Consider the following 25,254-nt stretch of genomic DNA (forward strand, 5'->3'; position numbering starts at 1 on the left):
CAGCACACCCCATGCTGGGAACAGGCATTTTCCCGCGATGGCGGCGAAACCTGGGAAACCAACTGGATGATGCGGTTCACCCGGACGTGATGCTGCCATGCTGAGATTGGATCGTGTTCTCACCCCCCTCTGCCCTGCCGGGCATCTCCCCCACAAGGGGGGAGATCACATCGGCATCAACGCCATTGCATTATTTTCAATGTTGAAGATTGGCTGAAACAGCAATGACAGCTGATCTCCCCCCTTGTGGGGGAGATGTCCGGCAGGACAGAGGGGGGTGAAATCGTCACCCCCGCCGCCGCAATTCCCGCCGCACACGGCGCCAGACGCCCTGGCGCACCATGTCGCCGCGCCGCCAGGCATAGTCCTCCTCGATCCAGGCCTGATATCTGGCAAACGCGCCATGCCTGGCAACAAGTGCGTCGGCCATGTCAGTGATTTGATCCCTCGGAACCAGCCGCGGCTTGATCGATGCTTCCCATGCATGGAAAAGCAGCGTGCCCCAGATCGGGGAAAGGCAGACGATGAAAATGAACCATTCAAAACAATTGGAAAAATACATGGCAGTGCCCACATATAGACGATATTAAATCGTCACATTGTAGATCGACCTGTGGTTTTTGCCAGAACAAATTGTTCTCATGGAATCATTTGCATCGAATCTGCGCCTGCGAACCAAAGAGCTTGGCATTCATCAGGCGGATGTGGCGCGGCGCGCTGGCTTGAGTGAGAAGCGCTACAGCAATTATGTCACTGGCAGGCGGGAACCTGATCTGGCGACCGTCGTGCGTATTGCCAAAGTGCTGCAGACGACGCCGGATCGATTGCTGTCGTTCGGCGAGGAGACTGATGCCGAGCCGATTGCGCAGCAGCGCATCCGCGCGGCCATCGGGGTGCTGTCGCCGGATGACCTCGAAACCGTGGCGATCATGGTCGAGGCATTGGCGAGCAAGCGCCATGCGGGCGGGGGCTGAGGCCGGCGCCCTCCCCGCCGCAAGCAAATTCAGCGGCGGGTCATTTCCCGGGCGATGCGGGTGAAATCCGCCTGCTTGATGCCGATATCGGCGCGGTCGGCCGGGCTCATGGCGTTGAGGAGGGCCATGGCGTTGCGGAAATCCTGGTCCTTGCGGCGGCGTCCGCGCGCGGTGAAATCAAAGATGAAGCTCATTGGTGTGTAACCCGTGTCGATGTAATGTTACCCCAAGGATAAATCGACATGCCCGGATTGTGCAGTGCAATATGCGCATGGGTGGTATGCCGGCATAAAGGGAAACGCCAAGACGATGGACAAAACAGCAGCAACCAAGACTGAAAACCCCTCAGCGCTGATCGATGCGCGGATCAGCGCGCTCGGCGACTGGCGCGGCCCGATGCTGGCGCATGTGCGCGCCCTCATCAAACAGGCCGACCCCGAAGTGGTGGAAGAGGTGAAGTGGCGCGGCGTGCCGGTCTGGGAGCATGCCGGCATCATCTGCACCGGCGAGACCTATAAGAGCGCGGTGAAGCTGACCTTTCTCAAGGGCGCGGCGCTCGCCGATCCGGCAAAGCTGTTCAACTCCAGCCTGGAGGGCAATGCCCGGCGCGCCATCGATCTGCACGAGGGCGATATCATCGATGAGGAAGCTTTCACGGCGCTCATCCGCGCCGCCGTCGCGCTGAACACCGCCAAATCGCGCACATAATCAGGCGGTCAGCGCCCGACCTGTTCGGCCTGTTCGACCGTCAGCGGCTTGATTTCCGGCGGCAGCGGTTCCGGCCTGTCCGCCTGCAGGACAGGCGCCGGTGGCGCGGGCGGCCGCACCGTGGTGCAGGCGGCCGCGCAGGCCAGAATGCCAAAAAGGGCGAGCATCCGCGCCAGGGCGCGGGGAAAACCGGCTTGCATCAAGCCTCAGTTATCGCTCATCTTCAACGCCTGGATGAAGGCTTCCTGCGGGATTTCGACCTTGCCGAACTGCCGCATGCGCTTCTTGCCTTCCTTCTGCTTTTCCAGAAGCTTGCGCTTGCGCGAGACGTCGCCGCCATAGCACTTTGCCGTCACGTCCTTGCGCAGGGCCGAGATGGTTTCGCGCGCGATCACCGTGCCGCCGATGGCCGCCTGGATCGGGATCTTGAACATGTGCTTGGGGATCAGGTCCTTCAGCTTTTCGCAGAGGTCGCGCCCGCGCTTTTCCGCGGCGGCGCGGTGCACCATCATCGACAGCGCATCGACCGGCTCGCCGTTGACCAGCACCGACATCTTGACCAGATTGCCCTCGCGGTAATCCGAGAGGTGATAGTCGAAGGAAGCATAGCCCTGGCTGATCGACTTCAGCCGGTCGTAGAAATCGAACACGACTTCGTTGAGCGGCAGGTCATAGGTGACCATGGCGCGCTTGCCGACATAGTTGAGATCGATCTGGATGCCGCGGCGGTCCTGGCAGAGTTTCAGGATGGAGCCGAGATAATCATCAGGGGTGAGGATGGTCGCGCGGATCCACGGTTCCTCGATGGTGGCGATCTTCATCACCTCGGGCATGTCAGCGGGGTTGTGCAACTCCTTCTGCGTGCCGTCGGTCATGTTGAGCTTGTAGACGACGCTCGGCGCGGTGGCGATGAGATCGAGGTTGAACTCGCGCTCCAGCCGCTCCTGAATGATTTCGAGATGCAGGAGCCCAAGGAAGCCGCAGCGGAAACCAAAGCCCAGCGCCGCCGAGCTTTCCATTTCGAAGGAGAACGAGGCATCGTTGAGGCGCAGGCGGCCCATGGCGGCGCGCAGATCCTCGAAATCGGCGGCATCGACCGGGAAGAGACCGCAGAAGACCACCGGCTGCGCCGGCTTGAAGCCCGGCAGGATGGAATCGGTCGGGCGCTTGTCCTCGGTGATGGTATCGCCGACGCGGGTGTCGGCGACTTCCTTGATCGAGGCGGTGATGAAGCCGAATTCGCCCGGTCCAAGCTCGTCCACGGCCAGCATCTTCGGCGTGAACACGCCGGTGCGCTCGACCGGATATTTGGCGCCGGTGCCCATCATGCGGATGGTCTGGCCCTTTTTCAAAACGCCGTCGATGATGCGCACGAGAACGATAACGCCGAGATAGCTGTCGTACCAGCTGTCGACCAGCATGGCCTTGAGCGGCTTGGTGCGGTCGCCTTCGCGCGGCGGCGGCAGCTGGTTGACGATGGCTTCGAGCACGTCGGGAATGCCGAGGCCGGTCTTGGCGGAAATCAGCACGGCCTGGCTGGCATCGATGCCGATGACTTCCTCGACCTGTTCGCGGATGCGCTCGGGTTCGGCGGCGGGCAGGTCGACCTTGTTCAGCACCACGACGATCTCGTGATTGTTGTCGATGGCCTGATAGACATTGGCAAGGGTCTGCGCCTCGACACCCTGCGAGGCGTCGACGACAAGCAGCGAGCCTTCGCAGGCCGACAGCGACCGCGACACCTCATAGGCGAAGTCGACGTGGCCGGGCGTGTCGATCAGGTTGAGGATATACTCCTCGCCATTGTTCGCCTTGTACTTCAGCCGGACGGTCTGCGCCTTGATGGTGATGCCGCGCTCACGCTCGATATCCATCGAGTCGAGCACCTGCTCCTTCATGTCGCGCAGCTCAAGCCCGCCCGTCTGCTGGATCAGGCGGTCGGCAAGGGTGGATTTGCCATGGTCGATATGGGCGACGATGGAAAAATTACGGATGTGGTCAAGTGGAGTGCTCATGCGCGCGATTTAGCAGTGAACAGGCAAAACGCAAAGCGGGAAATGCACGGCCGGGACCGGGACCGTCACAAGATTGCATCGTCTGTGCTATATTTTGCCCCTGCGCCACGCACCGGGGATGTGATGATGGACGAATTCTTTAGTTTCAAGGAGACCGACGGCTTCCGGGTCAAACTGTGGCGGGGCGAATATATGTGCCTGCTCGGCTTCGACGTGGATGCGCCGGAGGATGATTTTGTCGGTTTCGCGGTGGAATACAAGGAGCCGAAGGGCAGCACATTTTTGAACCTGCGCAACCGCATCGCCTTCGATTACGGCGAACCGGTCAAAAAGGCGGTGACCGGCGGGGTCAAGTTCCCCACCACCGAAGCGCCGCTGCAGATGTTCCGCTGGGTGCATTTCCCCTATGAGCCGCAGGACGGCATCTACACCTACCGCATCACCAAGATGCACATGCCGCAGGACGGCAAGCTGGTGCGCGGCACCATGATCGAGCTGCCGATCCGCTATGACAGCGTCACCTATGACGGCTTTCTCGACATCGGTTTTACCCGCAACTTTGCCTCCTCGCAGGCCTTTGAGGACAAGAAAAAACGGCTGCACCTGACCAATGACATCATCCCCAGCAACGCCGATGACGGCCTCGCCTTTGCGGCCAAGAAAGCCGAAATCGCCAAGACCGGCATTTACGACTGGCTGGGTTTCGAGGCGCACCGGCTGCTGTTCGGTTTCCTCGACTGGGCGGTGAAGGACCCGACCATCGAGGTGGATGCGCTGGCCTACGACCTGAACGAGCCGGATTTTCTGGCGCAGCTGGAAAAGCTCGGCAGCCGCCTGCGGGTGATCATCGACGATTCCGGCGTGGCGGACAAGAAGAGCGGTGGCATGAAAAGCGGGCATGGCGCGCCGGACAGCGCCGAAAGCCAGGCGGCGGCGCGGCTTGTTGCCAGCGCCGGAGCGGATCATGTCAGGCGCGGGCATTTTCGCGGACTGCAGCACAACAAGGTGCTGATCGCCAAGCGCAACGGCGTGCCGGTGCGGGTGCTGGGCGGCTCGATGAATTTTTCGTTCCGCGGCTTCTACATCCAGGCCAACAACCTGTTCATTTTTGACGACGAGGCGGTGGCCGGGCTGTTCGCACAGATGTTCACGCTCGCCTTCACCGACATGGCCAATTTCCAGAAAGACCCGTTTTCGAAAGTCTGGCATTCGGTGAAACGCGACGGCCGCCCGGCGGTGCATGTCTGTTTCTCCCCGCACAAGACGTCGGACCTGTCGCTGCGGCCGGTGGGCGGCGCCATCGACCAGGCGACGTCCTCGGTGTTCTATTCCTTCGCCTTCATGAACCAGACAAAATCCGGCCCGGTGCGCGAGGCGCTGGACCGGCTGATCAAGAAGCCGCTGTTCAGCTATGGCGTTGTCGACAAGAAGAGCGGCATGGAAATTCACAAGCCAAGCGGCGAGAACGGCCTTGTCGATTTCGCCTATCTGGCCAAGAACGCGCCGGAACCGTTCAAGAGCGAATGGTCCGGCGGCAGCGGCATCAATATCCACCACAAGTTCGCCGTGGTGGATTTCGACAAGCCGACGGCCAAGGTGTTCACCGGATCGAGCAATTTCTCGCCCTCCGGCGAGACCGGCAATGGCGATCATCTCGTGATCATCGAGGATCAGCGGGTGGCGACGGCCTTTGCCATCGAGGCGCTGCGCATGTTCGACCACCTGAACTTCCGCAACCGCATGCAGGTGGAAATCGCCGCGCTGCCCAAACAGATCACCCTGAAGAAACCCAAGGCCATATCGGGTGAAAGCACCGCGTGGTTCGACAAGTTCTACGTGGCGGGAAGCCAGCGCGAGCGCGACCGGCTGACCTTTTCGCGTCAGTCATAGCGCAGGTCGTGCGCCTTGCCGCCAAACACCCGGTAGGCGAAGATGGAATAGCCGATAATGGCGGGCAGCACGACAATGACGCCGACAAGGATGATGCCAAGACTTTCCGGCGCGCTGGCGGCGGCGAAAATCGTCAGCCTCTCCGGCACCACATAGGGATAGAAGGCATAGGCAAGCCCGGCAAAGCCGAGGGTGAAAATGCCCGCCATCAGCATGAATGGCAGGGCCGAATAGCGGTCATTGGCGGCAGGCAGCCGGGCAAGCACCGCCCAGAGCGCGGCAAAGAGCGCTGCAGTAACCAGCGGCAGCAGCGTCAGCAGGATCATCTCCGGCAGCGCAAACCATCTGGCGAAAATGCGCGGGCTGGCCAAGGGCGCCGCCAGCGCAATCGCAACCATGCCAAGCGCTGTGAAAACCAGCGCCCGGCGCATCAGGAGGACGGCCTTGCGCTGCAGGGCGCCCCCGGTCTTGTAGATAATCCATGCGGCGCCGATGGCAGCGTAAGACGCGGTGAGGCAAAGACCGACCAGCAGGCCGAACAGGATACCCGCCGCCGACTGGTCGAGCCCCAGCGCATAGACGCCGAGCATATAGCCCTGCGCCAGGGAAGCGGTGATCGAACCCAGGCAGAATGCAAAATTCCAGCGCGGCTTCACAGGCAGGCCGACCTTGGCGCGAAAATCGAAGGCGACACCGCGCAGGATCAGGCTGATCAGCATGACGGTGACGGGGATATACAGCGCCGGCAGGACGATGCCATGCGCGGCGGGAAAGGCCACCAGCAGCAGGCCGCTGGCGAGGACCAGCCAGGTTTCATTGGCGTCCCAGAACGGACCGATGGCGGCGACCATGATGTCGCGCTCCGTATCGTCCGCTGCGGCAAAAAGAATGCCGACGCCGAGATCAAAGCCATCGAGGATGACATAGGCCAGGATCGACAGGCCCATCAGCCCGGCAAAAATCAAGGGAAGGATGATGGCGGGATCAAAGCTCATGAATGATGCCGTATCTGATTTTGGCTATGGCTTCAGAACACCCCCCTCTGTCCTGCCGGACATCTCCCCCACAAGGGGGGAGATCAGCTGTCACAGCTGTATCGAACAGTTCTGAGACGTTGCAAAATCGGCAAGAATGTTGATGCCGATGTGATCTCCCCCCTTGTGGGGGAGATGGGCGGCAGCCCAGAGGGGGGTGAGTTGTGAAAGAATGCGTCATCCACTCCCCCGCACCGGCTGGCCCAGCGGCTGGTTCTCGACACCCGGCTCCGGCTGCCTGTCACCCTCCCGGGCGGCTCTGACCGCCAGCCGCAGGATCACGCCGGTATAGGCCAGGAGCAGCACCGCGTAGACGATGAGATAGGCCGCAAGCGATGTGGCGACCGCTCCCGCGGGCACCGGTCCGAGCGCATCCGCCGCTTTGAGCACGCCGCTGACCAGCCAGGGCTGGCGGCCGATCTCCGCCGTGTACCAGCCGGCCAGCGTTGCCACCCAGCCGGACGCCGCCATCGGCACCAGCACGAGCGCGAGCGGCCGCGTGAGCGTGCCGCGCCGCCACAGCATCCACGCGGCTGTCCAGCCGACCAGCAGCATCAGCATGCCGGTACCGGCCATGATGCGGAAGGCAAAGAACAGCGGCAGAACCGGCGGATGATTGCCCGCGAACTGGTCGAGGCCCGGCACGGCACCGGCGGCGCTGTGCCGCAGGACCAGGCTGGCACCGTCCGGCACCGCGACCTCGACACGGTTTTCGTGTCTCGCTTCGTCGGGCAGGGCGAACAGCAGCAGCGGCACATGGGAGCGGGTTTGCCAGTTGGCTTCGATGGCGGCGATCTTCTGCGGCTGATATGCCAGCGTGTTCAGCCCATGCTGGACACCCGCGGCGATCTGCACCGGGATGAGCACCGCCGCGAGATAAACGCCGGTGCGCAGGGCTTTGCCCATGGCATCGCTGCGGTCGCCCAGCAGCCAGCGCAGGGCGGACAGGCCTGAGATCAGAAAGGATACGGTCAGCCCCGATGCCAGCAGCATATGCACGAGCCGGTAGGGCATGGACGGGTTGAAGATGATGGCGGCCCAATCGGTGGCAAAGGCCTTGCCGCCGCGCATCTCGAAACCATCGGGCGTCTGCATCCAGGAATTCAAAACGATGATCCAGAAGGCAGATACCGTCGTGCCGAAGGCGACAAGCAGGGTGGCTAGCGTGTGGACGCGGTTGGACACGCGGCGAAAACCAAACAGCATGATGCCGAGAAAGGCGGCTTCGAGAAAGAAGGCGGTGAGAATTTCATAGGCCAGCAGCGGACCGGCGATGTTGCCCACCGTTTGCATATAGCCAGGCCAGTTGGTGCCGAACTGAAAGCTCATGGTCACGCCCGACACCACGCCGAAGGCGAAGGACAGGGCGAAAATCTTGACCCAGAAATGGTAGGCCTTCATCCAGCCTTCGTCGCTGGAGCGGCGGTAGCGCAGCTTGAAATACAACAGCACCCAGCCGAGCGCGATGGTGATCGTCGGGAACAGGATATGGAACGAGATATTCGCAGCGAATTGTATTCTCGACAGAATGAACGGATCCATGACGGCGTCCTTTCGCTGCGGACATATGTCACCCGAACGGACTGCGTGAGAAGTAGACATGCTGTCGCGTGCGTGGTTCGACACGCACGATAGCCATGCAAATCGGGCCTTTGCCCTTAAGCCGCGGCGATCAGCCCGCCATAGATATCGAGGTCGACATTGCCGCCGGACAGGACCACGGCAACCGTCTTGCCTCGCAGCTCGTCCGCCCGCGCCGCCACGCCGGCAAGCCCGACGCAGCCGCCGGGCTCGACAATCACCTTGAGGTAGGTCGCCGCATCGCGCATGGCAGCAGCAACCGCTTTATCGGAAACCGCGACGCCGCCCGCCAGGTTCTGCTGGTTGATCGGAAAGGTCAGATCGCCCGGCTGCTGGGTCAGGATCGCATCGCAGATCGAGCGGTAGCCCGGCTCGTTGGCGACCTGCCTGCCAGCCGCCAGCGACCGGCGCAGATCATCGAAATGATCGGGCTCGACACCCCAGATGCGCGTGTGCGGCGAGCGCGCCTTGACGGCAACGGAAATGCCGCTGATCAGCCCGCCGCCGCCGCTCGGCACGAACAGGTCGTCGAAGACGATGCCGCGTTCCTCCGCCTCGTCGATCAGTTCGATGCCGATGGTACCCTGCCCGGCCATGATCGCGGGATCGTCATAGGGCGGGACCAGGATCATGCCGCGTCCGTTGATATACTCGGCCGCGATCTCCTCCCGGCTCTGCTTGTAACGGTCATAGAGCACCACGTCAGCGCCATAGGACCGTGTATTGGCAATTTTCAGCTGCGGTGCATCGGATGGCATGATGATGACAGCCTTGATGCCGAAAAGCTGGGCGGAACTCGCCACGCCCTGCGCATGATTGCCGGAGGAAAAGGCGACGATGCCGCGCTTGCGCTCGTCCGCCGTCATCTGGCTGATGCGGTTGTAGGCGCCGCGGAACTTGAACGAGCCGGTCCGCTGCAGGCATTCCGGCTTGAACAGGATGCGCGCGCCATACTTGTTGTTAAGCGCTTCCGACTCGATCAGCCGGGTGGCGACGAGCTGGCCTTTGAGCCGGATGGCGGCATCGACGATATCGGTATTGGCAATGGCGAACGCGTTCATCATGTCCTCGGCGGTTCAATGGGCGGGTCTGGCCATTCATAGCACCAGCGCAGCGTTTCAGCATCCAAATCATTGTCATCATTGTCGCGGGCGCCCTCTTGAAAAGCGCGGCTGCTTTCTATAGTTTAGAATTATTCTAAATTAGGACAGTGCCATGCTCAGCCGCTTCTTCGGTCCCCGCCGCCACGAACTCAACGAATTGTCGGAACAGCAGCTCCTCGCGCTCGCCATTTCATCGGAAGAAGACGATGCGCGGATCTACCTTGCCTATGCCGACGGGCTGCGGGACGATTTCCCGCAAAGCGCCAAAGTCTTCGAGGACATGGCGGAGGAGGAAAACCTGCACCGGCAGGCGCTCATCGACATGCACCGCGAGCGCTTCGGCGACCGCATTCCACTGATCCGGCGCGAACATGTGCGCGGCTATCTCGAACGCAAACCGGACTGGCTGGTACGGCCGCTCGGCATCGACAAAGTGCGCGAGATGGCGGAAAAAATGGAGGAACAGGCCTATCGCTTCTACACGGAAGCGGTGAAGCTGGTCAGCGACGCCTCGACGCGCAAACTGCTCGGGGATCTTGCCATTGCCGAGAAAACCCATGAATCGCTGGCGCACCGGCTGGGCGAGCAGCACACGCCGGATGCGGTGCAGCAGGACGAGAAGCTGACGGAAAAGCGGCAGTTCCTTCTGACCTATGTCCAGCCGGGGCTGGCGGGGCTGATGGATGGCTCCGTCTCGACACTTGCGCCGATTTTTGCAGCGGCCTTTGCAACCCAGGACACCTGGCAGACATTTCTCGTCGGCCTCTCCGCCTCGCTCGGCGCCGGCATCTCGATGGGTTTCACCGAAGCCGCCCATGATGACGGCAAACTGTCCGGGCGCGGATCGCCGTTGAAGCGCGGTCTTGCCAACGGCCTGATGACGGCGATCGGCGGCCTGGGCCATGCCCTGCCCTATCTGATCCCGGATTTCTGGACGGCCACGACGATCGCCGCACTGGTGGTTTTTGTCGAGCTTTGGGCGATTGCCTATATCCAGCACAAATATATGGAAACGCCGTTCTTCCGGGCAGCGATACAGGTGGTGCTGGGCGGCAGCCTCGTCCTGGCCACGGGCATTCTCATCGGCAATGCGTGATGGCCGGTGGCTGCGAATTTGCCCTGGCGGCGAATCAGAATTCACAAAACCCGGTGGTTAACACCGGGTTTCTTTTTGGCTTTTCAACCGGAAAATGATGCCCTGCCTCAGGTGTTAAAGCTAATTTTCCATGAATTCACCGGGCCTTAACCATCGGTATTCAGCAAGCGTTCATATTTATCGGTTAAATTTTAGCTAAATGATCGCCAACCGATTTTTTCGGGCGATCGAGATTCAGGAAATGAAGATATGACTATGCTTGTTCAGCTGCGCGATACGCTTCGCGTCGTCCGTGAATTCATTGTACCGTCCTACCGGCCGGAACGCCATTACATGCGCGGCCCCGGCCCCGCCTGTGCACAGCGCAACCACGGTCAGGCATGATGGTAAACGCGCGCGTCAGACGGAGCCTCATCACGGGCTCGCAAGCCATAGTCACGCATAACAGCCGCAATCCGCAGCCGGTAACCGGCAAAGATTTCGGCGCGGCCTGCGCTCTGGGCAGCGCGATGTTCCTCGGTCTGGCGCCAAGCCGCAACTGAGGCTTCGTCACGCCAGAACGACAGGGAGAGATAACGGTTCTCGTTGGCAAGACTGCGGAACCGTTCGACGGAAATGAAGCCGTCCATCTTTTCCAGAAGCGGGCGCAGATTCGCCGCCCGCTCGAAATAATCGCCCTCGTGGCCTTCCCTCGGCTCCACTTCGAAAATCACAGCAATCATCGGATCAGCCCTCCATTGTTTCCAGTAACCCGGCGCAGGAACGTGCGGTCCTCGCGGCGGATGAATTTCCGTTCGCGTGAAAATTCGTAATTGGCGCGGCCCAGCGGATCGTCCGTCAGTTTTGCGCGGTAGGCCTCATAGGCCGCCAGATTCTCGATGGTGTAAATCCCGTAGGCCAATGTGGCCGAGCCCTCATGCGGAGCGAAATAGCCGATCAGATCGGCACCGCAGCGCGGGATCGCCTCGTTCCAGCTGCGTGCATAGTGTTCGAATGCATCCTTCTGGTAGGGGTCGATCTCATATTGGATAATGCAGGTGATGCTCATGACGGCCGCTCCTTTGCGTGGACTGGCCTGTTTTAGAGCCGCCGGATCACCCGATGCTTCGATGACGGCCGAACTGTCATGACTGAAAACAATCAGCCCCGCCGCGCATTTGGCGCGCGGCGGGGCTGATTGCAAAACAGTATCTGTTCTATCAGGCGTCGAGGCCGTCGAAAAGTGCCGTCGACAGATAGCGTTCGGCAAAGGACGGAATGATCACGACGATATTCTTGCCCTTGTTCTCCGGACGCTTGCCGAGTTCGATGGCCGCCGTCAGCGCGGCACCGGAGGAAATGCCGACCGGCACGCCTTCGAGCTTGGCGACCAGACGGGCATAGGTAAAGGCATCCTCATTGGAAACCTGAATGACCTCGTCATAGATGTGCGTGTCGAGCACCTGCGGCGCAAAACCGGCGCCGATGCCCTGGATCTTGTGCGGGCCGGGATTGCCGCCTGATAGAACCGGCGAATCCTTCGGCTCGACCGCCACGATGCGCACATCCGGCTTGCGCTGCTTCAGGACCTGGCCGACACCGGTGATGGTGCCGCCGGTGCCGATGCCCGACACAAAGACATCGACCTTGCCGTCGGTATCGTTCCAGATTTCCTCGGCCGTCGTCTTGCGGTGAATCTCGGGATTGGCCGGATTGTCGAACTGGCCGGGAATGATGGCGTCCGGCGTGGTTTCCACCAGTTCATTGGCCTTGGCGATGGCGCCCTTCATGCCCTTGGCGCCCTCGGTCAGCACCAGTTCGGCGCCGAGCAGCTTGAGCATCTTGCGGCGCTCGACCGACATGGTTTCCGGCATGGTGAGGATGAGGCGGTAGCCCTTGGCGGCGGCGGCAAACGCCAGCGCGATACCGGTATTGCCCGAGGTCGGCTCGACGAATGTCGTCTTGCCCGGCGTCGCCTTGCCCTGGGCTTCCAGCGACTCGATCAGCGCGACACCAATGCGGTCCTTGACGCTGGCGATCGGATTGAAGAATTCGAGCTTGGCCAACAGATTGGCTTCGACGCCCTGGTCCTTTGCCAGCTTATCAAGACGGATAATCGGCGTATCGCCGATGGTATCGACAATGGAATTGTAGATACGGCCGCGGCCGGGTTTGCGCGCATCACTCGTGCTCATGGAAATGCTCCCTCAATTGCTGTGGCAGCCATCTTATGGCGCAAGCTTGAAAATTCATAGTCGATCCCATGCATAAACAGCCCGATCACGGGAATTTCATGCCAATATGCATATCGTATTAGAATAAAATTCTACGATCAGGATGCCCGGCCGGCGATGGCCAGGGCGGCGCCCGCCATGCATGCGGCGGCGGTGCGGTTCAGCCGTTTCAGCGCGCGCGGCGATTGCAGGAACCAGCGCGCCTTGGACGCAAGCGCGAGATAGGGCACCAGCACCACAAGCAGCGTCACAATCGTCACGCAGGCGAGCAGGGCATAATCGGCCGGGGTAATGGCGTGCAGATCGATCAGCGTCGGCGTCAGGGCGATGTAGAAGATCATGGTTTTGGGGTTGCCAAGGGTGACGGCAAGCCCGGAAAGCACGCTGGCAAGGGCCCCGCCGCTGCCGCGCCTGGCTTCAATCTTTTCGGCGGAGATTCCCGCGGTCCAGAAACTCCAGGCGAGATAGGTGAGATAGGCCACACCCGCCCATTTGATCAGCAGAAACAGTGTTCCGAAGGTCTGCGCCACCATGGAAAGACCGAGCACCACGGCCGTCAGATAGGTCAGATCGCCAAGGACGAGACCAAGCGACATGAACAGGGCCGAGCGAAAACCGGAGCCGAGCGCCCGCGCGATGAGGGCGGTGAGACCAGGCCCGGGAATGGCGGCGGCAATGGCAAGGGCGCCCGAATAGGCGATGAAACCGGCAAGTGTCATGATCACTCTCTGCGTGAAGTGTGTGCGGCGGGACAATACGCCGATTTTCCGCGCAGGCAATCGGGTTTGAATGTTTGTGCTTTGAAGGCCGAATTCAGTGGGCCGGATTGTAAAAACTCATGTAAATCACCTTCAAATACTCGTAGAAGTCAGGGTTTTTTACAACGGCAGAATACGGCGCACAGCGCGTAACCGCACGAACCGCACTTTCGGCTAACAGGCCAAAAGCCTTATCCTTTGATCGGCTCTGAATTTCCGGCTTGCCAATGATGGTGCCATCTTTTGCCAACCGAATTATCACTGTGACGACGGACGTATCGTCCTTGTTCATATCGGGTTTGTTCCAGCAAGCTTGCACACTGGCCCTCAGTTCTTTGACAACCGCGGCAAAACGCGAATCAACCAGCTTCCTATCCTCCGCACGAACCGGCACGGTTGCCATCAAAAGTGAAAAACACGCTGCACCTGCAATCCGTCCGACCATGGTCACTTCCCTCTAGAGAACCAGAAACCCCTGTCCGAGCGGATCATCGTCTTCCACGATGAACTCCGCCTTGCCGCTGTAATAGGCGTGGCCGGAGACGCGCGCCGTAATGGCGTCGAACGGTCCCGCCCTGGTGAGCGAGGCGACAGCCCCGGCAAAGCGCGAGCCGACAATGCTTTCGAAAATCCGCGCTTCGGTGGCATGAATCTGGCCCTTGGCGTGCATGGCAGCCAGCCGCGCGGTCACACCCGACCCCGTCGGCGAGCGGTCGAGCTGCGCATCGGCGAAAATGCAGACATTTTTTGTCGGCGCCTCCGACCAGTTGTCGAGACCGTCGGTGAGGATGGAACCATAGAGGAAGGCAAGGTCGCTGTGATCCGGGTGCGTCAGCGGCACGGCATCTTTCACCGCTTCGGTGAGCAATGTCGCCGCCTCGATGAATTTGCGGGCGGGATCGCGGCCGAATTCAAGGCCGAACTGGCCGCAATGGGCGAGCGCGTAATAGGCGCCGCCATAGGCCACGTCGAACGTCACGTCGCCATAGGGCGGCAGATGGATGGTCCGGTCCCCGGCAAACAGAAAGGCCGGGACGCTTTCGAAGGACACGCTGGCGGATTTGCCGTCCTTCACCTCGACGGAAGCGACCACCATGCCGCAGGGGCATTCGATGCGGACCGTGGTGACCGGCTCGACCTTCTCCACGAGGCCATAGTCGACGGCATAGCGGCCAAGCGCGATGATGGCGTGGCCGCACATGGTCGAATAGCCCTCATTGTGCATGAACAGCACGGCAAGATCGGCGCCCGGCAGGTTCGGCTCGACCAGCAGCGCGCCATACATGTCGAAATGACCGCGCGGCTCGAACATCAGGATTTTGCGCAAGGCGTCGAGATTGTCCCTGACATAGGCGCGCTTTTCCAGGATCGTGCCCTTCGGCAGCGCGGGATAGCCGCCGGTGATGATGCGCAGGGGCTCGCCGCCCGTATGCATGTCGATGACGCTGAGCGGCGCGGCCATCAGGCAATGCCCAGAAGCGCGGGCAGCTTGCGCATGTCGTCAAAGAGGATGCCGCCCGCCGCGGCAAGCCCTTCGTGATCGGCGTGCTCGTCGCCGCAATAGGAAAACACCCGCATGCCGGCGGCCGTTCCCGCCGTTGTTCCCGCCACGCTGTCCTCGATCACCACGGAGCGGGACGGCTCGAAACCCATCTGCTGCGCAGCGTGCAGGAACAGATCGGGAAAAGGCTTACCGCGCGCCACCATGGATGCACTGTAGAGCACATCGTGGAAATGGCCGATCAGGCCGGTTTTCCCGAGGGTCAGGTGCATTTTTTCCACATTGGCGGAAGAGGCCACGCAGTAGGAGAGTTGCGCGTCCTTCACGGCATCGATGACCGTTTCGATATGCGGGATGGCATCGACGCCGTTTTCGAAAATGACGGGAATGGCCTGATACCAGCGCTCGACAAAATCGTCGCCAAGCCTATAGCCTTGCGCCTCGACCTTCTCCTTCACCGCGCGCATCGGCATGCCGCAGAGGGTCTTGCGCGCCTCATCGAAGGTGATGGGATAGCCCGCGGCATTGAGCATCTTGATCAGGTGCCGATTGGCAAGGGCTTCGGTATCGACCAGGACCCCGTCACAGTCGAAAATCACCAGGTCGGGGCGTGTCATGATTAAATGTCCTTGTCTGCGTCCTGTGCGTAAAGCTTCTGCAGCTCCCCGAACGTCACGCCGGTTTTTGAAAATTCGAAGGTGCCCTTGTCAAGCACTTCGCGGGCCGCATCGCGGATGGCGGTGAAGGCGGCGGTGGTCAGCCGCGGCCCGAGCGAAACGCGGCGCACGCCGGCGGATTTCAGCGCGCTGACACTCAATGACGCCGGTGCCAGAACACTGACAGGCTTCGACACGGCGGCACAGATGGTGCGGATGCTCTCGAGATCCGAAATGCCAGGCGCAAAAAGCACGTCGGCACCGGCCCGCTCGAACGCCTGCAGCCGCTTGATCGTGTCATCGAGATCGGCGCGGCCATGCAGGAAATTCTCGGCACGCGCCGTGAAGACAAAATCGCTCTTCAGCGCCCGCGCGGCTTCGGCCGCCGCATAGACGCGCTCGACCGCATGGTCGAAATCATAGATCGGCTTGTCCGGATCGCCGGAAAAATCCTCGATGGAGCAACCGGCAAGACCGGCGGCCTCGGCGGCGAAGATGGTCTCGCCGGCGCTGTCGGCGCTGTCGCCCTTGCCCTTTTCCAGATCACCGGAGATGGGCAGGTCCGTTGCCGCCACGAGATCGCGGCAATGCTGCATCATGACATCGAAGGTGACGCCGCCATCGGGCAGCGCGCGCGAAAAGGCAAAACCGGCGCTGCTGGTGGCCAGCGCCTTGAAGCCAAGCGAAGCCAGGAACCGGGTCGTGCCGGGATCCCATGGATTGGGCATCAGCAGAATTTCCGGCCCCTGATGCAGCTGACGGAAAAGCTTGCCCCTGTCCATGTTGTCCTCCTGCGACTACGACGTACCCGTTGACCCGAACCCTCCGGCACCGCGTGCCGTTTCGCTGGCATGCTGCCGTTCTTCAACCTCGAGCTGAACGACCGGCGCCAGCACGACCTGCGCGATGCGCATGCCGCGCTCGACGTAGAAGTCGTCATCTCCAAGATTGATCAGGATTACTTTTACCTCACCCCGGTAGTCGGAATCAATGGTCCCCGGCGTGTTGAGGCAGGTAATTCCGTGCTTGAGGGCAAGGCCGGACCGCGGCCTCACCTGCGCTTCATAGCCCTGCGGGATCTCGAAGACGAGGCCGGTCGGCACCAGGGCCCTGCGGCCGGGCAAAAGCAGCAGCGGACGGTCCGCGGGCACGGCGGCGCGCAGGTCCATTCCGGCCGAGCCGGTGGTTTCATAGGCGGGCAAGTCAAGGTCCTGCCCATGCGGCAACCGGACAAGACCGAGAGCGGGATGCACGTGACGTGCGGAATCGGATGATTGAGACATGAGACCACCTTTTTCACCAGTCCGCCGGATTGGTCAACTCACAAGATTTGTCCCGATCATTGTTTACACACAATCTCTTTCTAGCAGTGGCGGAGCCTGACGATTCCCAAGCGCGGCGCGACGCGCTATTGTCAGTCGCATCAAGAGTGAATCGGGTGAATCATGTGTCGATGGGCAGCCTATCTCGGACCTCAGCTTTATCTCGAAGATGTCATCGCCTCCCCATGCCATTCGCTGATCGCCCAGAGCCATGATGCGCATGAGGCCAAGACCCGCACCAATGGCGACGGTTTCGGCGTTGCCTGGTATGGCGAGCGGCCGGAACCCGGCCTTTACCGCGATATCCTGCCCGCCTGGTCCGACCAGAATCTGAAGAGCCTGTCGCGGCAGATCCGGTCGCACCTGTTTCTCGCCCATGTGCGCGCCTCCACCGGCGGCGCGACCAGCCGGACCAATTGCCATCCGTTCGTCTCGGGTCAGTGGAGTTTCATGCATAACGGGCAGATCGGCCATTTCGACCGGCTGCGGCGCGGGCTGGAAGCCAAGCTCGACGATGCGCTCTATGTGCAGAAGCTGGGATCGACGGATTCGGAGCTGATTTTCCTGCTGATGCTGCAATACGGCCTCGACAAGGACCCGGCACAATCGCTGGTGGAGACGGTCAACGTCATCACCGCCGAGGCGGAGCGCGCCGGCGTGCCGCCCTTCATCCGGCTGACGGCGGCGTTTTCCGACGGGTCACAGCTCTACGCGGTGCGCTACGCCACCGACCGCTTTGCCCCGACGCTCTATACGGCAACACTTTCGCCGAGCGCGGGCCTGTGCGTCGTCTCGGAGCCGCTGGACGGCGAGGCGGAAAACTGGATGCCGGTGCCGCCGAACAGTTTCGTCACGGTCAAGAACAGCAAACGCATCGCCATCGAGCCGTTCATGGCACAGGAAAAGTCCGGCCCGGTGCTGGAGAAAGCATAGCTCCGCGACCGCAGCGTTCGACTAAAGACTAATTGCGCGCAACATGCCTTCGTCGGCATAGTTCATCCATCCTAGTGACCGGAAGAATTATGCTCGATCTGACATCACCTGACGCAAACATTATGCAGCATACGCGTGCTGTTCACACACGGCATGGCGAAATGTGTGTCCTGACACAGGATGACCCGATCGGCAGATCATTGGTTCAGTACGGCGAATGGGCAGAAGCCGAAATTGAATTCCTGCTGCATTTCATTGCGCCGGGAAATGTGGTCATTGACGCGGGAGCCAACATCGGGACCCACACAATACCGTTTGCCAAAGCGGCCGGTCCTGCAGGACATGTGATAGCGATCGAACCGCAGAACGCGATCGTAACCATACTCGACCACAATCTGCAGATTTCTGGATGTACAAATGTTACGACGCATCGTGCAGGGGCCGGTGAACATGCAGGCGAGATGTTCATTCCCCGTCTGAATTATCAGGGAAGGGCAAATTTTGGCGGCATAAGCCTGCAGCTTCAGAAAAATCAGGCCAATGTCAGCGTCCCGCTGATTGCAATCGATGACCTATCTCTACCGGAGCTTAGCTTTGCAAAAATTGATGCTGAAGGCATGGATGCCGATGTACTTATTGGCATGCGTAACACCGTCCAACGCTTGCGCCCTGTGATCTATGTCGAATGTAATTCCGTCGATGATGGGGCCGGAATTAAATCGGCACTCGGTCAGAATGGTTACAAGTTTTTCCTCGCAAGAACAGCAGCTTACAACGCCAGGAACTTTGCAGAGTGTTCCGACAATATTTTTGGAGTGGCGTGTGAGACCGGGCTTTTGCTTTTGCCAGATGAATGCCTGAAACTTCTTCCCCCATCGACAGACAGGGTGGAAATCATTGAAGTCCAAGACCTGCAAACATTGGCAGAGGCCCTTTTGGCTACCCCACGCTACGGTGACCTGACACCCGCGGATCGAAATTGGAGAAAGCTTTTACCGGAACTCAGAAACCAGCAACAGATTGTGCAACAACAGAGTTGGGATATCAAGCGGCTGAAGTTCCGCGAAACAAGCGTCACCGAGCAACTTGAACGCGCCAGGCGGGAAGCAACTTTGCAAAGTGCTCCCGACTGGATCAGTGAAATGGCCATGTTGAGGGAAGAGATTCGAATGAAAGAAGCCGCGTTGTCTGCAGTTTACAATTCAATGTCGTGGCGGGCGTCACATCCCCTACGCGTTTTCAAGCGCTTGCTGAGCAAGCGATCTTTTCGCGCAGAATAATGCTGGGGGATATTTGTGAAATTCCTCCGAACAGATGACGGCGCTTTGGATCGTGACCTCGTTGCATCCAGCGGGCTCTTTGACGAACTTTTTTATGCTCTTCAGCTGCCCGATGCGGGTGACTGTGGCACGGACCTTGTCGAGCATTATCTCAAGGCGGGCTGGAAACAGGGTATTGATCCGTCCCCTCATTTCAGCACGATATATTATCTCGACACCAACCACGACGTAAGCGCGCTGGGGATGAACCCGCTTCTACACTACATTCTGTATGGAAAGAAGGAAGGGCGCTTACCGCGACAAATCAGGATTCCACCTGCCGGGGAAACTACCCCCCTCGCGGTCGCACCTACCCCAGACGAATGGGAAGACCTGCTCGCTTCCCTCACGGTAGACCAAGAGCCCGAGATCGATGTGATCATCCCCGTTTACCGCGGATATGACGAGACATCGCGTTGTCTCTACAGTGTCCTGTCAGCCAGACAGGCCACGGAATACCGCCTCGTTGTGGTCAATGACTGCAGCCCAGAGCAACGCATTTCCGAGCTGCTTCGGTATCTCGCAGAGAGAAATGCCATCGAATTACATGTGAATGGTAAGAACAAAGGTTTTGTGAAGACCTGCAATTATGCAATGGGCTTGCACCCCGAGTGCGATATCGTGCTGTTGAACTCCGACACAGAAGTCTTCTCCAACTGGCTTGACCGGCTGAAAGACGCGGCATTGTCCGATTCCGCCATTGGTACGGTCACACCCTTCTCCAACAACGCGGAAATCTGCAGCTATCCCAAATTCATCGCCGACAACTGGAACAAACTTGAAATTGGCGATGCTGAGCTTGATCAGCTCGCTGCGCGGGTAAACGGGGGCCAATATATCGACATCCCCACCGGTATCGGCTTTTGCATGTACGTCCGCAGAATTTGTGTTGAAACGGTAGGCCTGCTTAACGAGGAGAAATTTGACAAGGGCTATGGCGAGGAAAACGACCTCTGCCGCAGAATCACCGCAGCGGGCTGGCGCAATATAATAGCGCCTAACATTTTTGTTCGCCATTATGGCGCGACGTCCTTTGGCGCCAGCAAAGCCGCGTTGATCGCAAACGCGACAAAAACAATGGAATTGCTGCATCCCGGTTATTCGCACACGATTGCCGAATTCATTGCTACCGACCCCATACGTCCCTTTCGAGAAGCGCTGGATATTGCACGGCTGAACCAGCGCTCAGACCGAGGTACCGTTCTGTTTGTGATGCATCGCTGGGGCGGCGGCACCGAACGCCATCTGCATGAACTCGCTTCAAACCTGGAGCGGGATGGCATTCCAGTGATTTTCTGTCGAATGCATTCGTCCGACCCCAACAGAATCTGCCTTGAATATCAGTTGGCAGAGCTCATGCCCAATCTGTCGGAATTTGATGTCCGTCGCGATATGGAGTCGTTCATCCGGTATCTTCAAACACTTCAGATTGTGCATGTTCACATCCACCATCTTGCTGGCTTTCCGCGCTCTGGTCCGGACTTTTTCCGCTTGGTATGCGACGGAGCAAGACTGTCGTACGACTTTACCGTGCACGACTATATGTCTGTCTGTCCACGCATCAATTTGATTGACCATAGTGACATCTATTGCGCGGAGCCCGACGCGAAAACATGCGAAACGTGCATTCTTCGCAATGGGTCACCCTTTGGCCATCCCGTCGTTTGGGAATGGAGAGACGCCTATTTCAGATTACTGCGCGGAGCCAGGCGGATATTTGTGCCGGATATCGATGTTGCACAACGCATGAGCCGCTTCTTTCCTTCGCTAGAGTACACGCTCCGGCCCCATGAAATGGTTCGGGTGAACAACGAGCTCCCGTCTATCAACCCCATCAAAAAGCGACAAAACGCCAGAGTAGCGATATTGGGGGCTATCGGACCGCACAAAGGGTCATTGCTTCTGGAAGCGGTCGCAAAAGCATGCGTAAAACTTGGACTGTCTCTCGAGTTTGCAGTGATTGGCTACACTGATCGCGACCTCAAACTTGCCTCAATCGACAACGTCACATGCACCGGCCCTTACGAGGAGAAGGATGCCGAACTAAAACTACTGGAGGCAAATGCAGATATCATCTGGTTTCCTTCCGTATGTCCAGAGACATACTCTTACACACTTTCGACCGCCTTTCTTGCCGGAGTCTACCCGGTTGGGTTTGATTTTGGAGCGGTAGGCAGCAGGATCCGCGATCAGAACTGGGGCGAAGTCATTCCGATTGAACTGATGCTGTTTCCAGACGATCTCGCAAAAATCCTGTTGCGTATCGCACGGTCTGACAAGCCGTTGAAACCGAAAATATTCTCGGAGGTTACCTACACTAACACCATGGCAACCTATTACGGCCTTGAGCCCATCCAAACCAAGGAGAACAAGGAAGCGGTTCCCTTTGTCAGTTCTTTGCTCTAGAAGACGCGCAACCCTACGATTACGAAATTTGAGCCGCTTCATGTCTTCTGCCGACCATCCCGTTTCCAAACGCCGTACCTTTGCGATCATCGCGCACCCGGACGCCGGTAAAACCACGCTGACTGAAAAGCTGCTGCTGTTCGGCGGAGCCATCCAGCTCGCCGGCGAGGTCAAGGCCAAGAAGGACCGCATCCAGACCCGCTCCGACTGGATGAACATCGAACGGGACCGCGGCATCTCGGTCGTCACCTCGGTGATGACCTTCGAGTACAAGGACTGCATCTTCAACCTTCTGGATACGCCCGGCCACGAAGACTTCGCCGACGACACCTACCGCACGCTCACCGCCGTCGACAGCGCCGTCATGGTCATCGACGCCGCCAAGGGTATCGAGGCGCGGACGCTGAAGCTCTTCGAAGTCTGCCGCATGCGCGATATCCCGATCGTCACCTTCGTCAACAAGATGGACCGGGAAAGCCGCGACCCCTACGAAATCCTCGACGAGATCGAACAGAAGCTGGCGCTCGACACCGCGCCGATCACCTGGCCGATCGGCCGCGGCAAGAGCTTTGCCGGCACCTACAACCTTAAGGACAATACCGTGCGGCGGCGCGACGAAGAGGAAACACCGACCCCGGTCAACGGACCGGACGCGTCCGGTGCCTCCGGCCTGCTGCCCGAAAACGAACGGCAGGCATGGATCGACGAGGTAACGCTGGCGCGCGATGCCTGCAATCCCTTCGATCTGCAATCATTCCGCGAAGGCCACATGACGCCGGTGTATTTCGGCTCGGCGCTGCGCAATTATGGCGTGCGCGACCTGATCGAAGCCTTCTGCGATTTCGGACCGAGCCCGCGCGCGCAGGATGCCGATATCCGCCGCGTGGAAGCGACCGAAGACAAAATGACCGGGTTTGTCTTCAAGATCCAGGCCAATATGGACCCCAACCACCGCGACCGCATCGCCTTCCTGCGCGTCTGTTCCGGCAAGCTGTCGCGCGGCATGAAAGCCAAGCTGGTGCGCACCGGCAAGCCGATGAGCCTGTCGGCGCCGCAATTCTTCTTCGCCCGCAGCCGCCAGATCGCCGACGAGGCCTGGGCCGGCGATGTGGTGGGCATTCCCAACCATGGCACCTTGCGCATCGGCGACACGCTGACGGAAGGCGAAGACATCCTGTTCCGCGGCGTGCCGAACTTTGCCCCGGAAATCCTGCGCCGCGTACGGCTCGACGATGCGATGAAGGCGAAAAAACTGCGCGAGGCGCTGCAGCAGATGGCGGAGGAAGGCGTGGTCCAGCTGTTCCTGCCCGATGACGGTTCGCCCGCCATCGTCGGCGTGGTCGGCGCCCTGCAGATCGACGTCCTGACCGAACGCCTGAAGGTCGAGTACACCTTGCCGGTCGGCTTCGAGCCCGCGCGCTTCACCATCGCACGCTGGATCTCGGCCGATGATCCGGCGGAGCTGCAGCGCTTCATCAATGCGCACCGGGCCGATATCGCCCACGATCTCGACAATGATCCGGTGTTCCTGGCGCAGAATTCCTTCTCGCTGTCCTATGAGGCCGAGCGCTGGAAGGCCATCCGCTTTGCCGCGATCAAGGATTATCAGGTGCGCGAAAAAGCCGCCTGAACCAGATTTTTCTTTAGCCGGACTGACCGCCGTCCACGTCCCTGCAGACTGCCTGCGGGGATTGGACCGGCTTTACCCTGATCGGCCTTGTAAATTTATTTAACCAAATGGTTGACAATTGAAATTGCGCGTCTATATTAAACCTTATGGTTGAATATGATACCCCCACACTCGACGCCGTTTTCCATGCCCTCTCCGACCCGACACGGAGAGCCATGCTGCACCGCCTGTCGACCCACGAACGCACCGTCAGCGAGCTGGCGACGCCGTTCAACATGTCGCTGGCCGGCGCATCCAAGCACATCAAGGTGCTCGAGGCGGCGGGGCTGGTGCGGCGTCACGTGCAGGGCCGGACCCACATCTGTGCCCTGCAGGCAGTGCGCCTCGCCGAAGCGCAGGAATGGCTGCGCTATTACGAGCAGTTCTGGGACGAGCGGCTCGACGATCTGGAAGACATTCTGCGTGCGGAGGACCGCGCGCTTGCCGACACGGCAAAACACGGGCCCCGCAAGGTGCCCAAATCCAAACCGGATACCAAGGAGTAGAACAATGAGCCTGCATCAGGGAAACGACCAGCTTGGCATTGCCACCGCACCGCGCACCGTTCGCATCGAACGGCTGCTCCCCGGCCCGGTGGAGCGCGTATGGGCCTATCTCACCGACTCGGAAAAGCGCGGCAAATGGCTCGCCAAAGGGCCGATGGCGGGCCACGCCGGCGGGCCGGTGGAACTGACCTTCCGCCATTCCGAACTGTCCACCGCGCCCACCCCGGAAAAATACCGGAAATATGAAGGCCACCGGAATGTCGGGAAAGTCATACGGTGCGAGCCGCCGGCATACCTGTCCTTCACCTGGGAAGAGGGCAATGGCGCGGCATCGGAAGTGAGCTTCGAGTTGCAGGCGGCCGGCGGTGACACGCTGCTGACCCTCACCCACAGCCGCCTTGCCGATCACGGCGCCATGGTCAGCGTCGCCAGCGGCTGGCACACGCATCTGAGCGTGCTGATCAACGTGCTCAACGGGGCTGAAACCGCGGATTTCTGGTCAAAGCTGGAGCACCTCGAGGCAGAATATGACAGGGCGCTGCCCGCATGACATTTTTACTGCGTCAACGCGAACGCACCGCATTCACGGAAGGATGACCTCGCATGAAACCGCGCTATGAAGGCAACCATAACATCGCCATGAAAGTTCCGCCCCACCAGTATGAGGCAACGGTTGCCTTCTACCGCGACGTGATCGGCCTGAAGCCCCTCGACAATCACCCTCCGCATATCGGGTTCCATTTCGGCTCGAACCAGTTGTGGATCGACCGGGTGCCCGGCATGAGCCAGGCCGAGCTGTGGCTGGAGATTGCCGCCGACGATGCCGGTGCGGCGGCAGTTCACCTGAACGCTGCCGACGTCGTCCGCTGCGATGAGATCGAGCCGCTGCCGGAAGGCCACCGGGATTTCTGGATCACCAGTCCCTGCCAGATCGTCCATCACATATCGCAGAAGGGCGAGGGGTGGTAGGCAGCTGGTTAGTGCCCGGTCAGCGCTTGAACCTGCGCTCGAGCAGCAGGACCGTTTCCCCGGTGTAGTCAACCTCGCCAATCCGGGCAAACCCGGTCTTTTCCGCCACCCGGACGGAAGCGGCATTCTCCGGCGAGATGATGCACAGGGCCCGCTCCTGTCTGAAAAAACCGTCGCCCCATGCCGCGGCTGCCGCAAGCGCTTCACTGGCATAGCCCTTGCCGTGGATTTCCGGCGCGAGAACCCAGCCCATTTCAGGCGTGTCGCCGAAGGGCGGCTCGATGTCACGCAGGAAATTGGCAAAGCCGATATCGCCGACATAGCGGCCGGTGGCCTTGTCTTCGACCGCCCAGAACCCATAACCGTTCAGGGCCCAGAGACCGGCATATTTGAGCAGCCGGCCCCAGGACGCCTCGCGGGTCGACGGCTTGCCCGAAATGAATTCATAAACCGCCGGTTGCGTCCACAGGCTGTGCAGGGCTTCAAAATCCTCCAGCCCGTGCGCGCGCAGAATGAGGCGTTCGGTTTCAACGATAGGCGTAGCAGTCATGGGGATTCCATCTTGAACAATGACATGGCTTTTCTGAAGATTATCGCGCAT

Annotated in this window: 29 protein-coding genes; 12 read left to right on the top strand and 17 right to left on the bottom strand. The window is 60.0% G+C overall.

The window, feature by feature from the left end:
- Positions 1 to 286 precede the first annotated feature (286 nt).
- The gene (locus C5750_RS10650) at positions 287 to 562 is read right to left on the bottom strand and encodes a hypothetical protein (protein WP_105733901.1); all 276 of its coding nucleotides are present in this window, start codon (positions 560 to 562) and stop codon (positions 287 to 289) included.
- A gap of 79 nt (positions 563 to 641) precedes the next feature.
- Between C5750_RS10650 and C5750_RS10655 the strand changes: the two genes are divergently transcribed.
- A complete protein-coding gene (locus C5750_RS10655) occupies positions 642 to 974 on the top strand; it encodes a helix-turn-helix domain-containing protein (protein ID WP_105733902.1) in 333 nt (110 codons plus the stop codon).
- Positions 975 to 1,003: 29 nt separating this feature from the next.
- Here C5750_RS10655 and C5750_RS26545 read toward each other — a convergent pair whose 3' ends face one another.
- On the bottom strand, positions 1,004 to 1,168 hold the full coding sequence (locus C5750_RS26545) for a hypothetical protein (RefSeq protein WP_165401749.1): 165 nt from the start codon (positions 1,166 to 1,168) through the stop codon (positions 1,004 to 1,006).
- Positions 1,169 to 1,283: 115 nt separating this feature from the next.
- Between C5750_RS26545 and C5750_RS10660 the strand changes: the two genes are divergently transcribed.
- Positions 1,284 to 1,682: a DUF1801 domain-containing protein gene (locus tag C5750_RS10660; protein ID WP_105733903.1), complete on the top strand. Its 399-nt coding sequence runs from the start codon at positions 1,284 to 1,286 to the stop codon at positions 1,680 to 1,682.
- Positions 1,683 to 1,690: 8 nt separating this feature from the next.
- On the opposite strand, the gene C5750_RS10665 is transcribed toward C5750_RS10660, so the two are convergent.
- Positions 1,691 to 1,882 (bottom strand): hypothetical protein, encoded by a 192-nt coding sequence (locus C5750_RS10665; RefSeq protein WP_105733904.1) that lies wholly within the window; start codon positions 1,880 to 1,882, stop codon positions 1,691 to 1,693.
- A gap of 6 nt (positions 1,883 to 1,888) precedes the next feature.
- Complete coding sequence (gene lepA, locus C5750_RS10670) at positions 1,889 to 3,697, bottom strand: translation elongation factor 4 (protein ID WP_105733905.1); 1,809 nt, start codon at positions 3,695 to 3,697, stop codon at positions 1,889 to 1,891.
- A 126-nt stretch (positions 3,698 to 3,823) separates the two neighbouring features.
- Between lepA and C5750_RS10675 the strand changes: the two genes are divergently transcribed.
- The gene (locus tag C5750_RS10675; RefSeq protein ID WP_105734577.1) at positions 3,824 to 5,587 is read left to right on the top strand and encodes a phospholipase D-like domain-containing protein; all 1,764 of its coding nucleotides are present in this window, start codon (positions 3,824 to 3,826) and stop codon (positions 5,585 to 5,587) included.
- On the opposite strand, the gene C5750_RS10680 is transcribed toward C5750_RS10675, so the two are convergent.
- The 3 genes from C5750_RS10680 to C5750_RS10695 form a co-directional block, all read right to left on the bottom strand.
- Positions 5,578 to 6,582, bottom strand: a complete 1,005-nt coding sequence (locus C5750_RS10680; RefSeq protein ID WP_105733906.1) for a cytochrome d ubiquinol oxidase subunit II — start codon at positions 6,580 to 6,582, stop codon at positions 5,578 to 5,580. The two genes, C5750_RS10675 and C5750_RS10680, sit on opposite strands and share 10 nt — an antisense overlap.
- 216 nt (positions 6,583 to 6,798) lie before the next feature.
- A complete protein-coding gene (locus C5750_RS10690; RefSeq protein WP_105733907.1) occupies positions 6,799 to 8,163 on the bottom strand; it encodes a cytochrome ubiquinol oxidase subunit I in 1,365 nt (454 codons plus the stop codon).
- A gap of 116 nt (positions 8,164 to 8,279) precedes the next feature.
- Positions 8,280 to 9,266, bottom strand: coding sequence for a threonine ammonia-lyase (locus C5750_RS10695; protein WP_162800229.1), 987 nt, complete (start codon positions 9,264 to 9,266; stop codon positions 8,280 to 8,282).
- 151 nt (positions 9,267 to 9,417) lie between these two features.
- On the opposite strand from C5750_RS10695, the gene mbfA reads away from it, so the two are divergent.
- A complete protein-coding gene (gene mbfA, locus C5750_RS10700; RefSeq protein ID WP_105733908.1) occupies positions 9,418 to 10,401 on the top strand; it encodes an iron exporter MbfA in 984 nt (327 codons plus the stop codon).
- A 249-nt stretch (positions 10,402 to 10,650) separates the two neighbouring features.
- Positions 10,651 to 10,785, top strand: a complete 135-nt coding sequence (locus C5750_RS26920; RefSeq protein ID WP_280952406.1) for a hypothetical protein — start codon at positions 10,651 to 10,653, stop codon at positions 10,783 to 10,785.
- Here C5750_RS26920 and C5750_RS10705 read toward each other — a convergent pair.
- From C5750_RS10705 to dut, 9 genes are all read right to left on the bottom strand, one after another.
- Positions 10,776 to 11,123 carry an antibiotic biosynthesis monooxygenase family protein gene (locus tag C5750_RS10705; protein WP_105733909.1) on the bottom strand — a complete coding sequence of 116 codons (348 nt, stop codon included), beginning with the start codon at positions 11,121 to 11,123 and terminating at the stop codon, positions 10,776 to 10,778. The two genes, C5750_RS26920 and C5750_RS10705, sit on opposite strands and share 10 nt — an antisense overlap.
- On the bottom strand, positions 11,120 to 11,449 hold the full coding sequence (locus C5750_RS10710; RefSeq protein ID WP_105734579.1) for an NIPSNAP family protein: 330 nt from the start codon (positions 11,447 to 11,449) through the stop codon (positions 11,120 to 11,122). The genes C5750_RS10705 and C5750_RS10710 overlap by 4 nt, the downstream gene beginning before the upstream one ends.
- Positions 11,450 to 11,600: 151 nt before the next feature.
- Positions 11,601 to 12,575 (bottom strand): cysteine synthase A, encoded by a 975-nt coding sequence (gene cysK / locus C5750_RS10715; RefSeq protein WP_105733910.1) that lies wholly within the window; start codon positions 12,573 to 12,575, stop codon positions 11,601 to 11,603.
- Between the two features lie 137 nt (positions 12,576 to 12,712).
- The gene (locus tag C5750_RS10720) at positions 12,713 to 13,333 is read right to left on the bottom strand and encodes a LysE family translocator (RefSeq protein ID WP_105733911.1); all 621 of its coding nucleotides are present in this window, start codon (positions 13,331 to 13,333) and stop codon (positions 12,713 to 12,715) included.
- A gap of 94 nt (positions 13,334 to 13,427) precedes the next feature.
- On the bottom strand, positions 13,428 to 13,817 hold the full coding sequence (locus C5750_RS10725; protein ID WP_105733912.1) for a TonB C-terminal domain-containing protein: 390 nt from the start codon (positions 13,815 to 13,817) through the stop codon (positions 13,428 to 13,430).
- Between the two features lie 12 nt (positions 13,818 to 13,829).
- Entirely contained in the window at positions 13,830 to 14,834 is a 1,005-nt protein-coding gene (locus tag C5750_RS10730; RefSeq protein ID WP_105733913.1) for a proline racemase family protein, read from the bottom strand.
- A complete protein-coding gene (locus C5750_RS10735) occupies positions 14,834 to 15,490 on the bottom strand; it encodes an HAD family hydrolase (RefSeq protein WP_105733914.1) in 657 nt (218 codons plus the stop codon). The genes C5750_RS10730 and C5750_RS10735 overlap by 1 nt, the downstream gene beginning before the upstream one ends.
- 2 nt (positions 15,491 to 15,492) lie before the next feature.
- Positions 15,493 to 16,311: an isocitrate lyase/PEP mutase family protein gene (locus C5750_RS10740; protein ID WP_105733915.1), complete on the bottom strand. Its 819-nt coding sequence runs from the start codon at positions 16,309 to 16,311 to the stop codon at positions 15,493 to 15,495.
- Between the two features lie 15 nt (positions 16,312 to 16,326).
- Positions 16,327 to 16,812 carry a dUTP diphosphatase gene (gene dut, locus C5750_RS10745; protein ID WP_105733916.1) on the bottom strand — a complete coding sequence of 162 codons (486 nt, stop codon included), beginning with the start codon at positions 16,810 to 16,812 and terminating at the stop codon, positions 16,327 to 16,329.
- A gap of 162 nt (positions 16,813 to 16,974) precedes the next feature.
- Here dut and C5750_RS10750 point away from each other — a divergent pair, with 162 nt between their 5' ends.
- The 7 genes from C5750_RS10750 to C5750_RS10780 all read left to right on the top strand — a co-directional run bounded on the left by C5750_RS10750 (position 16,975) and on the right by C5750_RS10780 (position 24,653).
- A complete protein-coding gene (locus C5750_RS10750) occupies positions 16,975 to 17,784 on the top strand; it encodes a class II glutamine amidotransferase (RefSeq protein ID WP_105733917.1) in 810 nt (269 codons plus the stop codon).
- An 89-nt stretch (positions 17,785 to 17,873) separates the two neighbouring features.
- The gene (locus C5750_RS10755) at positions 17,874 to 19,064 is read left to right on the top strand and encodes an FkbM family methyltransferase (protein ID WP_105733918.1); all 1,191 of its coding nucleotides are present in this window, start codon (positions 17,874 to 17,876) and stop codon (positions 19,062 to 19,064) included.
- A 15-nt stretch (positions 19,065 to 19,079) separates the two neighbouring features.
- Complete coding sequence (locus C5750_RS10760; protein WP_105733919.1) at positions 19,080 to 21,509, top strand: glycosyltransferase; 2,430 nt, start codon at positions 19,080 to 19,082, stop codon at positions 21,507 to 21,509.
- 40 nt (positions 21,510 to 21,549) lie between these two features.
- A complete protein-coding gene (locus C5750_RS10765; protein ID WP_105733920.1) occupies positions 21,550 to 23,139 on the top strand; it encodes a peptide chain release factor 3 in 1,590 nt (529 codons plus the stop codon).
- Between the two features lie 146 nt (positions 23,140 to 23,285).
- Complete coding sequence (locus C5750_RS10770; RefSeq protein ID WP_105733921.1) at positions 23,286 to 23,684, top strand: ArsR/SmtB family transcription factor; 399 nt, start codon at positions 23,286 to 23,288, stop codon at positions 23,682 to 23,684.
- Between the two features lie 4 nt (positions 23,685 to 23,688).
- Complete coding sequence (locus C5750_RS10775; protein ID WP_105733922.1) at positions 23,689 to 24,234, top strand: SRPBCC family protein; 546 nt, start codon at positions 23,689 to 23,691, stop codon at positions 24,232 to 24,234.
- Between the two features lie 53 nt (positions 24,235 to 24,287).
- Positions 24,288 to 24,653, top strand: a complete 366-nt coding sequence (locus C5750_RS10780) for a hypothetical protein (RefSeq protein ID WP_105733923.1) — start codon at positions 24,288 to 24,290, stop codon at positions 24,651 to 24,653.
- A gap of 19 nt (positions 24,654 to 24,672) precedes the next feature.
- Here C5750_RS10780 and C5750_RS10785 read toward each other — a convergent pair whose 3' ends face one another.
- The gene (locus C5750_RS10785) at positions 24,673 to 25,203 is read right to left on the bottom strand and encodes a GNAT family N-acetyltransferase (protein ID WP_105733924.1); all 531 of its coding nucleotides are present in this window, start codon (positions 25,201 to 25,203) and stop codon (positions 24,673 to 24,675) included.
- Positions 25,204 to 25,254: the final 51 nt, after the last annotated feature.

Source organism: Phyllobacterium myrsinacearum, assembly GCF_002980555.1.
Classification (GTDB): Bacteria; Pseudomonadota; Alphaproteobacteria; order Rhizobiales; family Rhizobiaceae; genus Phyllobacterium; species Phyllobacterium myrsinacearum.

Bases quoted from the DNA above. Each gene is read 5' to 3' on its own strand.
- C5750_RS10650 (WP_105733901.1), bottom strand. From the start codon at position 562: ATGTATTTTTCCAATTGTTTTGAATGGTTCATTTTCATCGTCTGCCTT.
- C5750_RS10655 (WP_105733902.1), top strand. From the start codon at position 642: ATGGAATCATTTGCATCGAATCTGCGCCTGCGAACCAAAGAGCTTGGC.
- C5750_RS26545 (WP_165401749.1), bottom strand. From the start codon at position 1,168: ATGAGCTTCATCTTTGATTTCACCGCGCGCGGACGCCGCCGCAAGGAC.
- C5750_RS10660 (WP_105733903.1), top strand. From the start codon at position 1,284: ATGGACAAAACAGCAGCAACCAAGACTGAAAACCCCTCAGCGCTGATC.
- C5750_RS10665 (WP_105733904.1), bottom strand. From the start codon at position 1,882: ATGCAAGCCGGTTTTCCCCGCGCCCTGGCGCGGATGCTCGCCCTTTTT.
- lepA (WP_105733905.1), bottom strand. From the start codon at position 3,697: ATGAGCACTCCACTTGACCACATCCGTAATTTTTCCATCGTCGCCCAT.
- C5750_RS10675 (WP_105734577.1), top strand. From the start codon at position 3,824: ATGGACGAATTCTTTAGTTTCAAGGAGACCGACGGCTTCCGGGTCAAA.
- C5750_RS10680 (WP_105733906.1), bottom strand. From the start codon at position 6,582: ATGAGCTTTGATCCCGCCATCATCCTTCCCTTGATTTTTGCCGGGCTG.
- C5750_RS10690 (WP_105733907.1), bottom strand. From the start codon at position 8,163: ATGGATCCGTTCATTCTGTCGAGAATACAATTCGCTGCGAATATCTCG.
- C5750_RS10695 (WP_162800229.1), bottom strand. From the start codon at position 9,266: ATGATGAACGCGTTCGCCATTGCCAATACCGATATCGTCGATGCCGCC.
- mbfA (WP_105733908.1), top strand. From the start codon at position 9,418: ATGCTCAGCCGCTTCTTCGGTCCCCGCCGCCACGAACTCAACGAATTG.
- C5750_RS26920 (WP_280952406.1), top strand. From the start codon at position 10,651: ATGACTATGCTTGTTCAGCTGCGCGATACGCTTCGCGTCGTCCGTGAA.
- C5750_RS10705 (WP_105733909.1), bottom strand. From the start codon at position 11,123: ATGATTGCTGTGATTTTCGAAGTGGAGCCGAGGGAAGGCCACGAGGGC.
- C5750_RS10710 (WP_105734579.1), bottom strand. From the start codon at position 11,449: ATGAGCATCACCTGCATTATCCAATATGAGATCGACCCCTACCAGAAG.
- cysK (WP_105733910.1), bottom strand. From the start codon at position 12,575: ATGAGCACGAGTGATGCGCGCAAACCCGGCCGCGGCCGTATCTACAAT.
- C5750_RS10720 (WP_105733911.1), bottom strand. From the start codon at position 13,333: ATGACACTTGCCGGTTTCATCGCCTATTCGGGCGCCCTTGCCATTGCC.
- C5750_RS10725 (WP_105733912.1), bottom strand. From the start codon at position 13,817: ATGGTCGGACGGATTGCAGGTGCAGCGTGTTTTTCACTTTTGATGGCA.
- C5750_RS10730 (WP_105733913.1), bottom strand. From the start codon at position 14,834: ATGGCCGCGCCGCTCAGCGTCATCGACATGCATACGGGCGGCGAGCCC.
- C5750_RS10735 (WP_105733914.1), bottom strand. From the start codon at position 15,490: ATGACACGCCCCGACCTGGTGATTTTCGACTGTGACGGGGTCCTGGTC.
- C5750_RS10740 (WP_105733915.1), bottom strand. From the start codon at position 16,311: ATGGACAGGGGCAAGCTTTTCCGTCAGCTGCATCAGGGGCCGGAAATT.
- dut (WP_105733916.1), bottom strand. From the start codon at position 16,812: ATGTCTCAATCATCCGATTCCGCACGTCACGTGCATCCCGCTCTCGGT.
- C5750_RS10750 (WP_105733917.1), top strand. From the start codon at position 16,975: ATGTGTCGATGGGCAGCCTATCTCGGACCTCAGCTTTATCTCGAAGAT.
- C5750_RS10755 (WP_105733918.1), top strand. From the start codon at position 17,874: ATGCTCGATCTGACATCACCTGACGCAAACATTATGCAGCATACGCGT.
- C5750_RS10765 (WP_105733920.1), top strand. From the start codon at position 21,550: ATGTCTTCTGCCGACCATCCCGTTTCCAAACGCCGTACCTTTGCGATC.
- C5750_RS10770 (WP_105733921.1), top strand. From the start codon at position 23,286: ATGGTTGAATATGATACCCCCACACTCGACGCCGTTTTCCATGCCCTC.
- C5750_RS10775 (WP_105733922.1), top strand. From the start codon at position 23,689: ATGAGCCTGCATCAGGGAAACGACCAGCTTGGCATTGCCACCGCACCG.
- C5750_RS10780 (WP_105733923.1), top strand. From the start codon at position 24,288: ATGAAACCGCGCTATGAAGGCAACCATAACATCGCCATGAAAGTTCCG.
- C5750_RS10785 (WP_105733924.1), bottom strand. From the start codon at position 25,203: ATGACTGCTACGCCTATCGTTGAAACCGAACGCCTCATTCTGCGCGCG.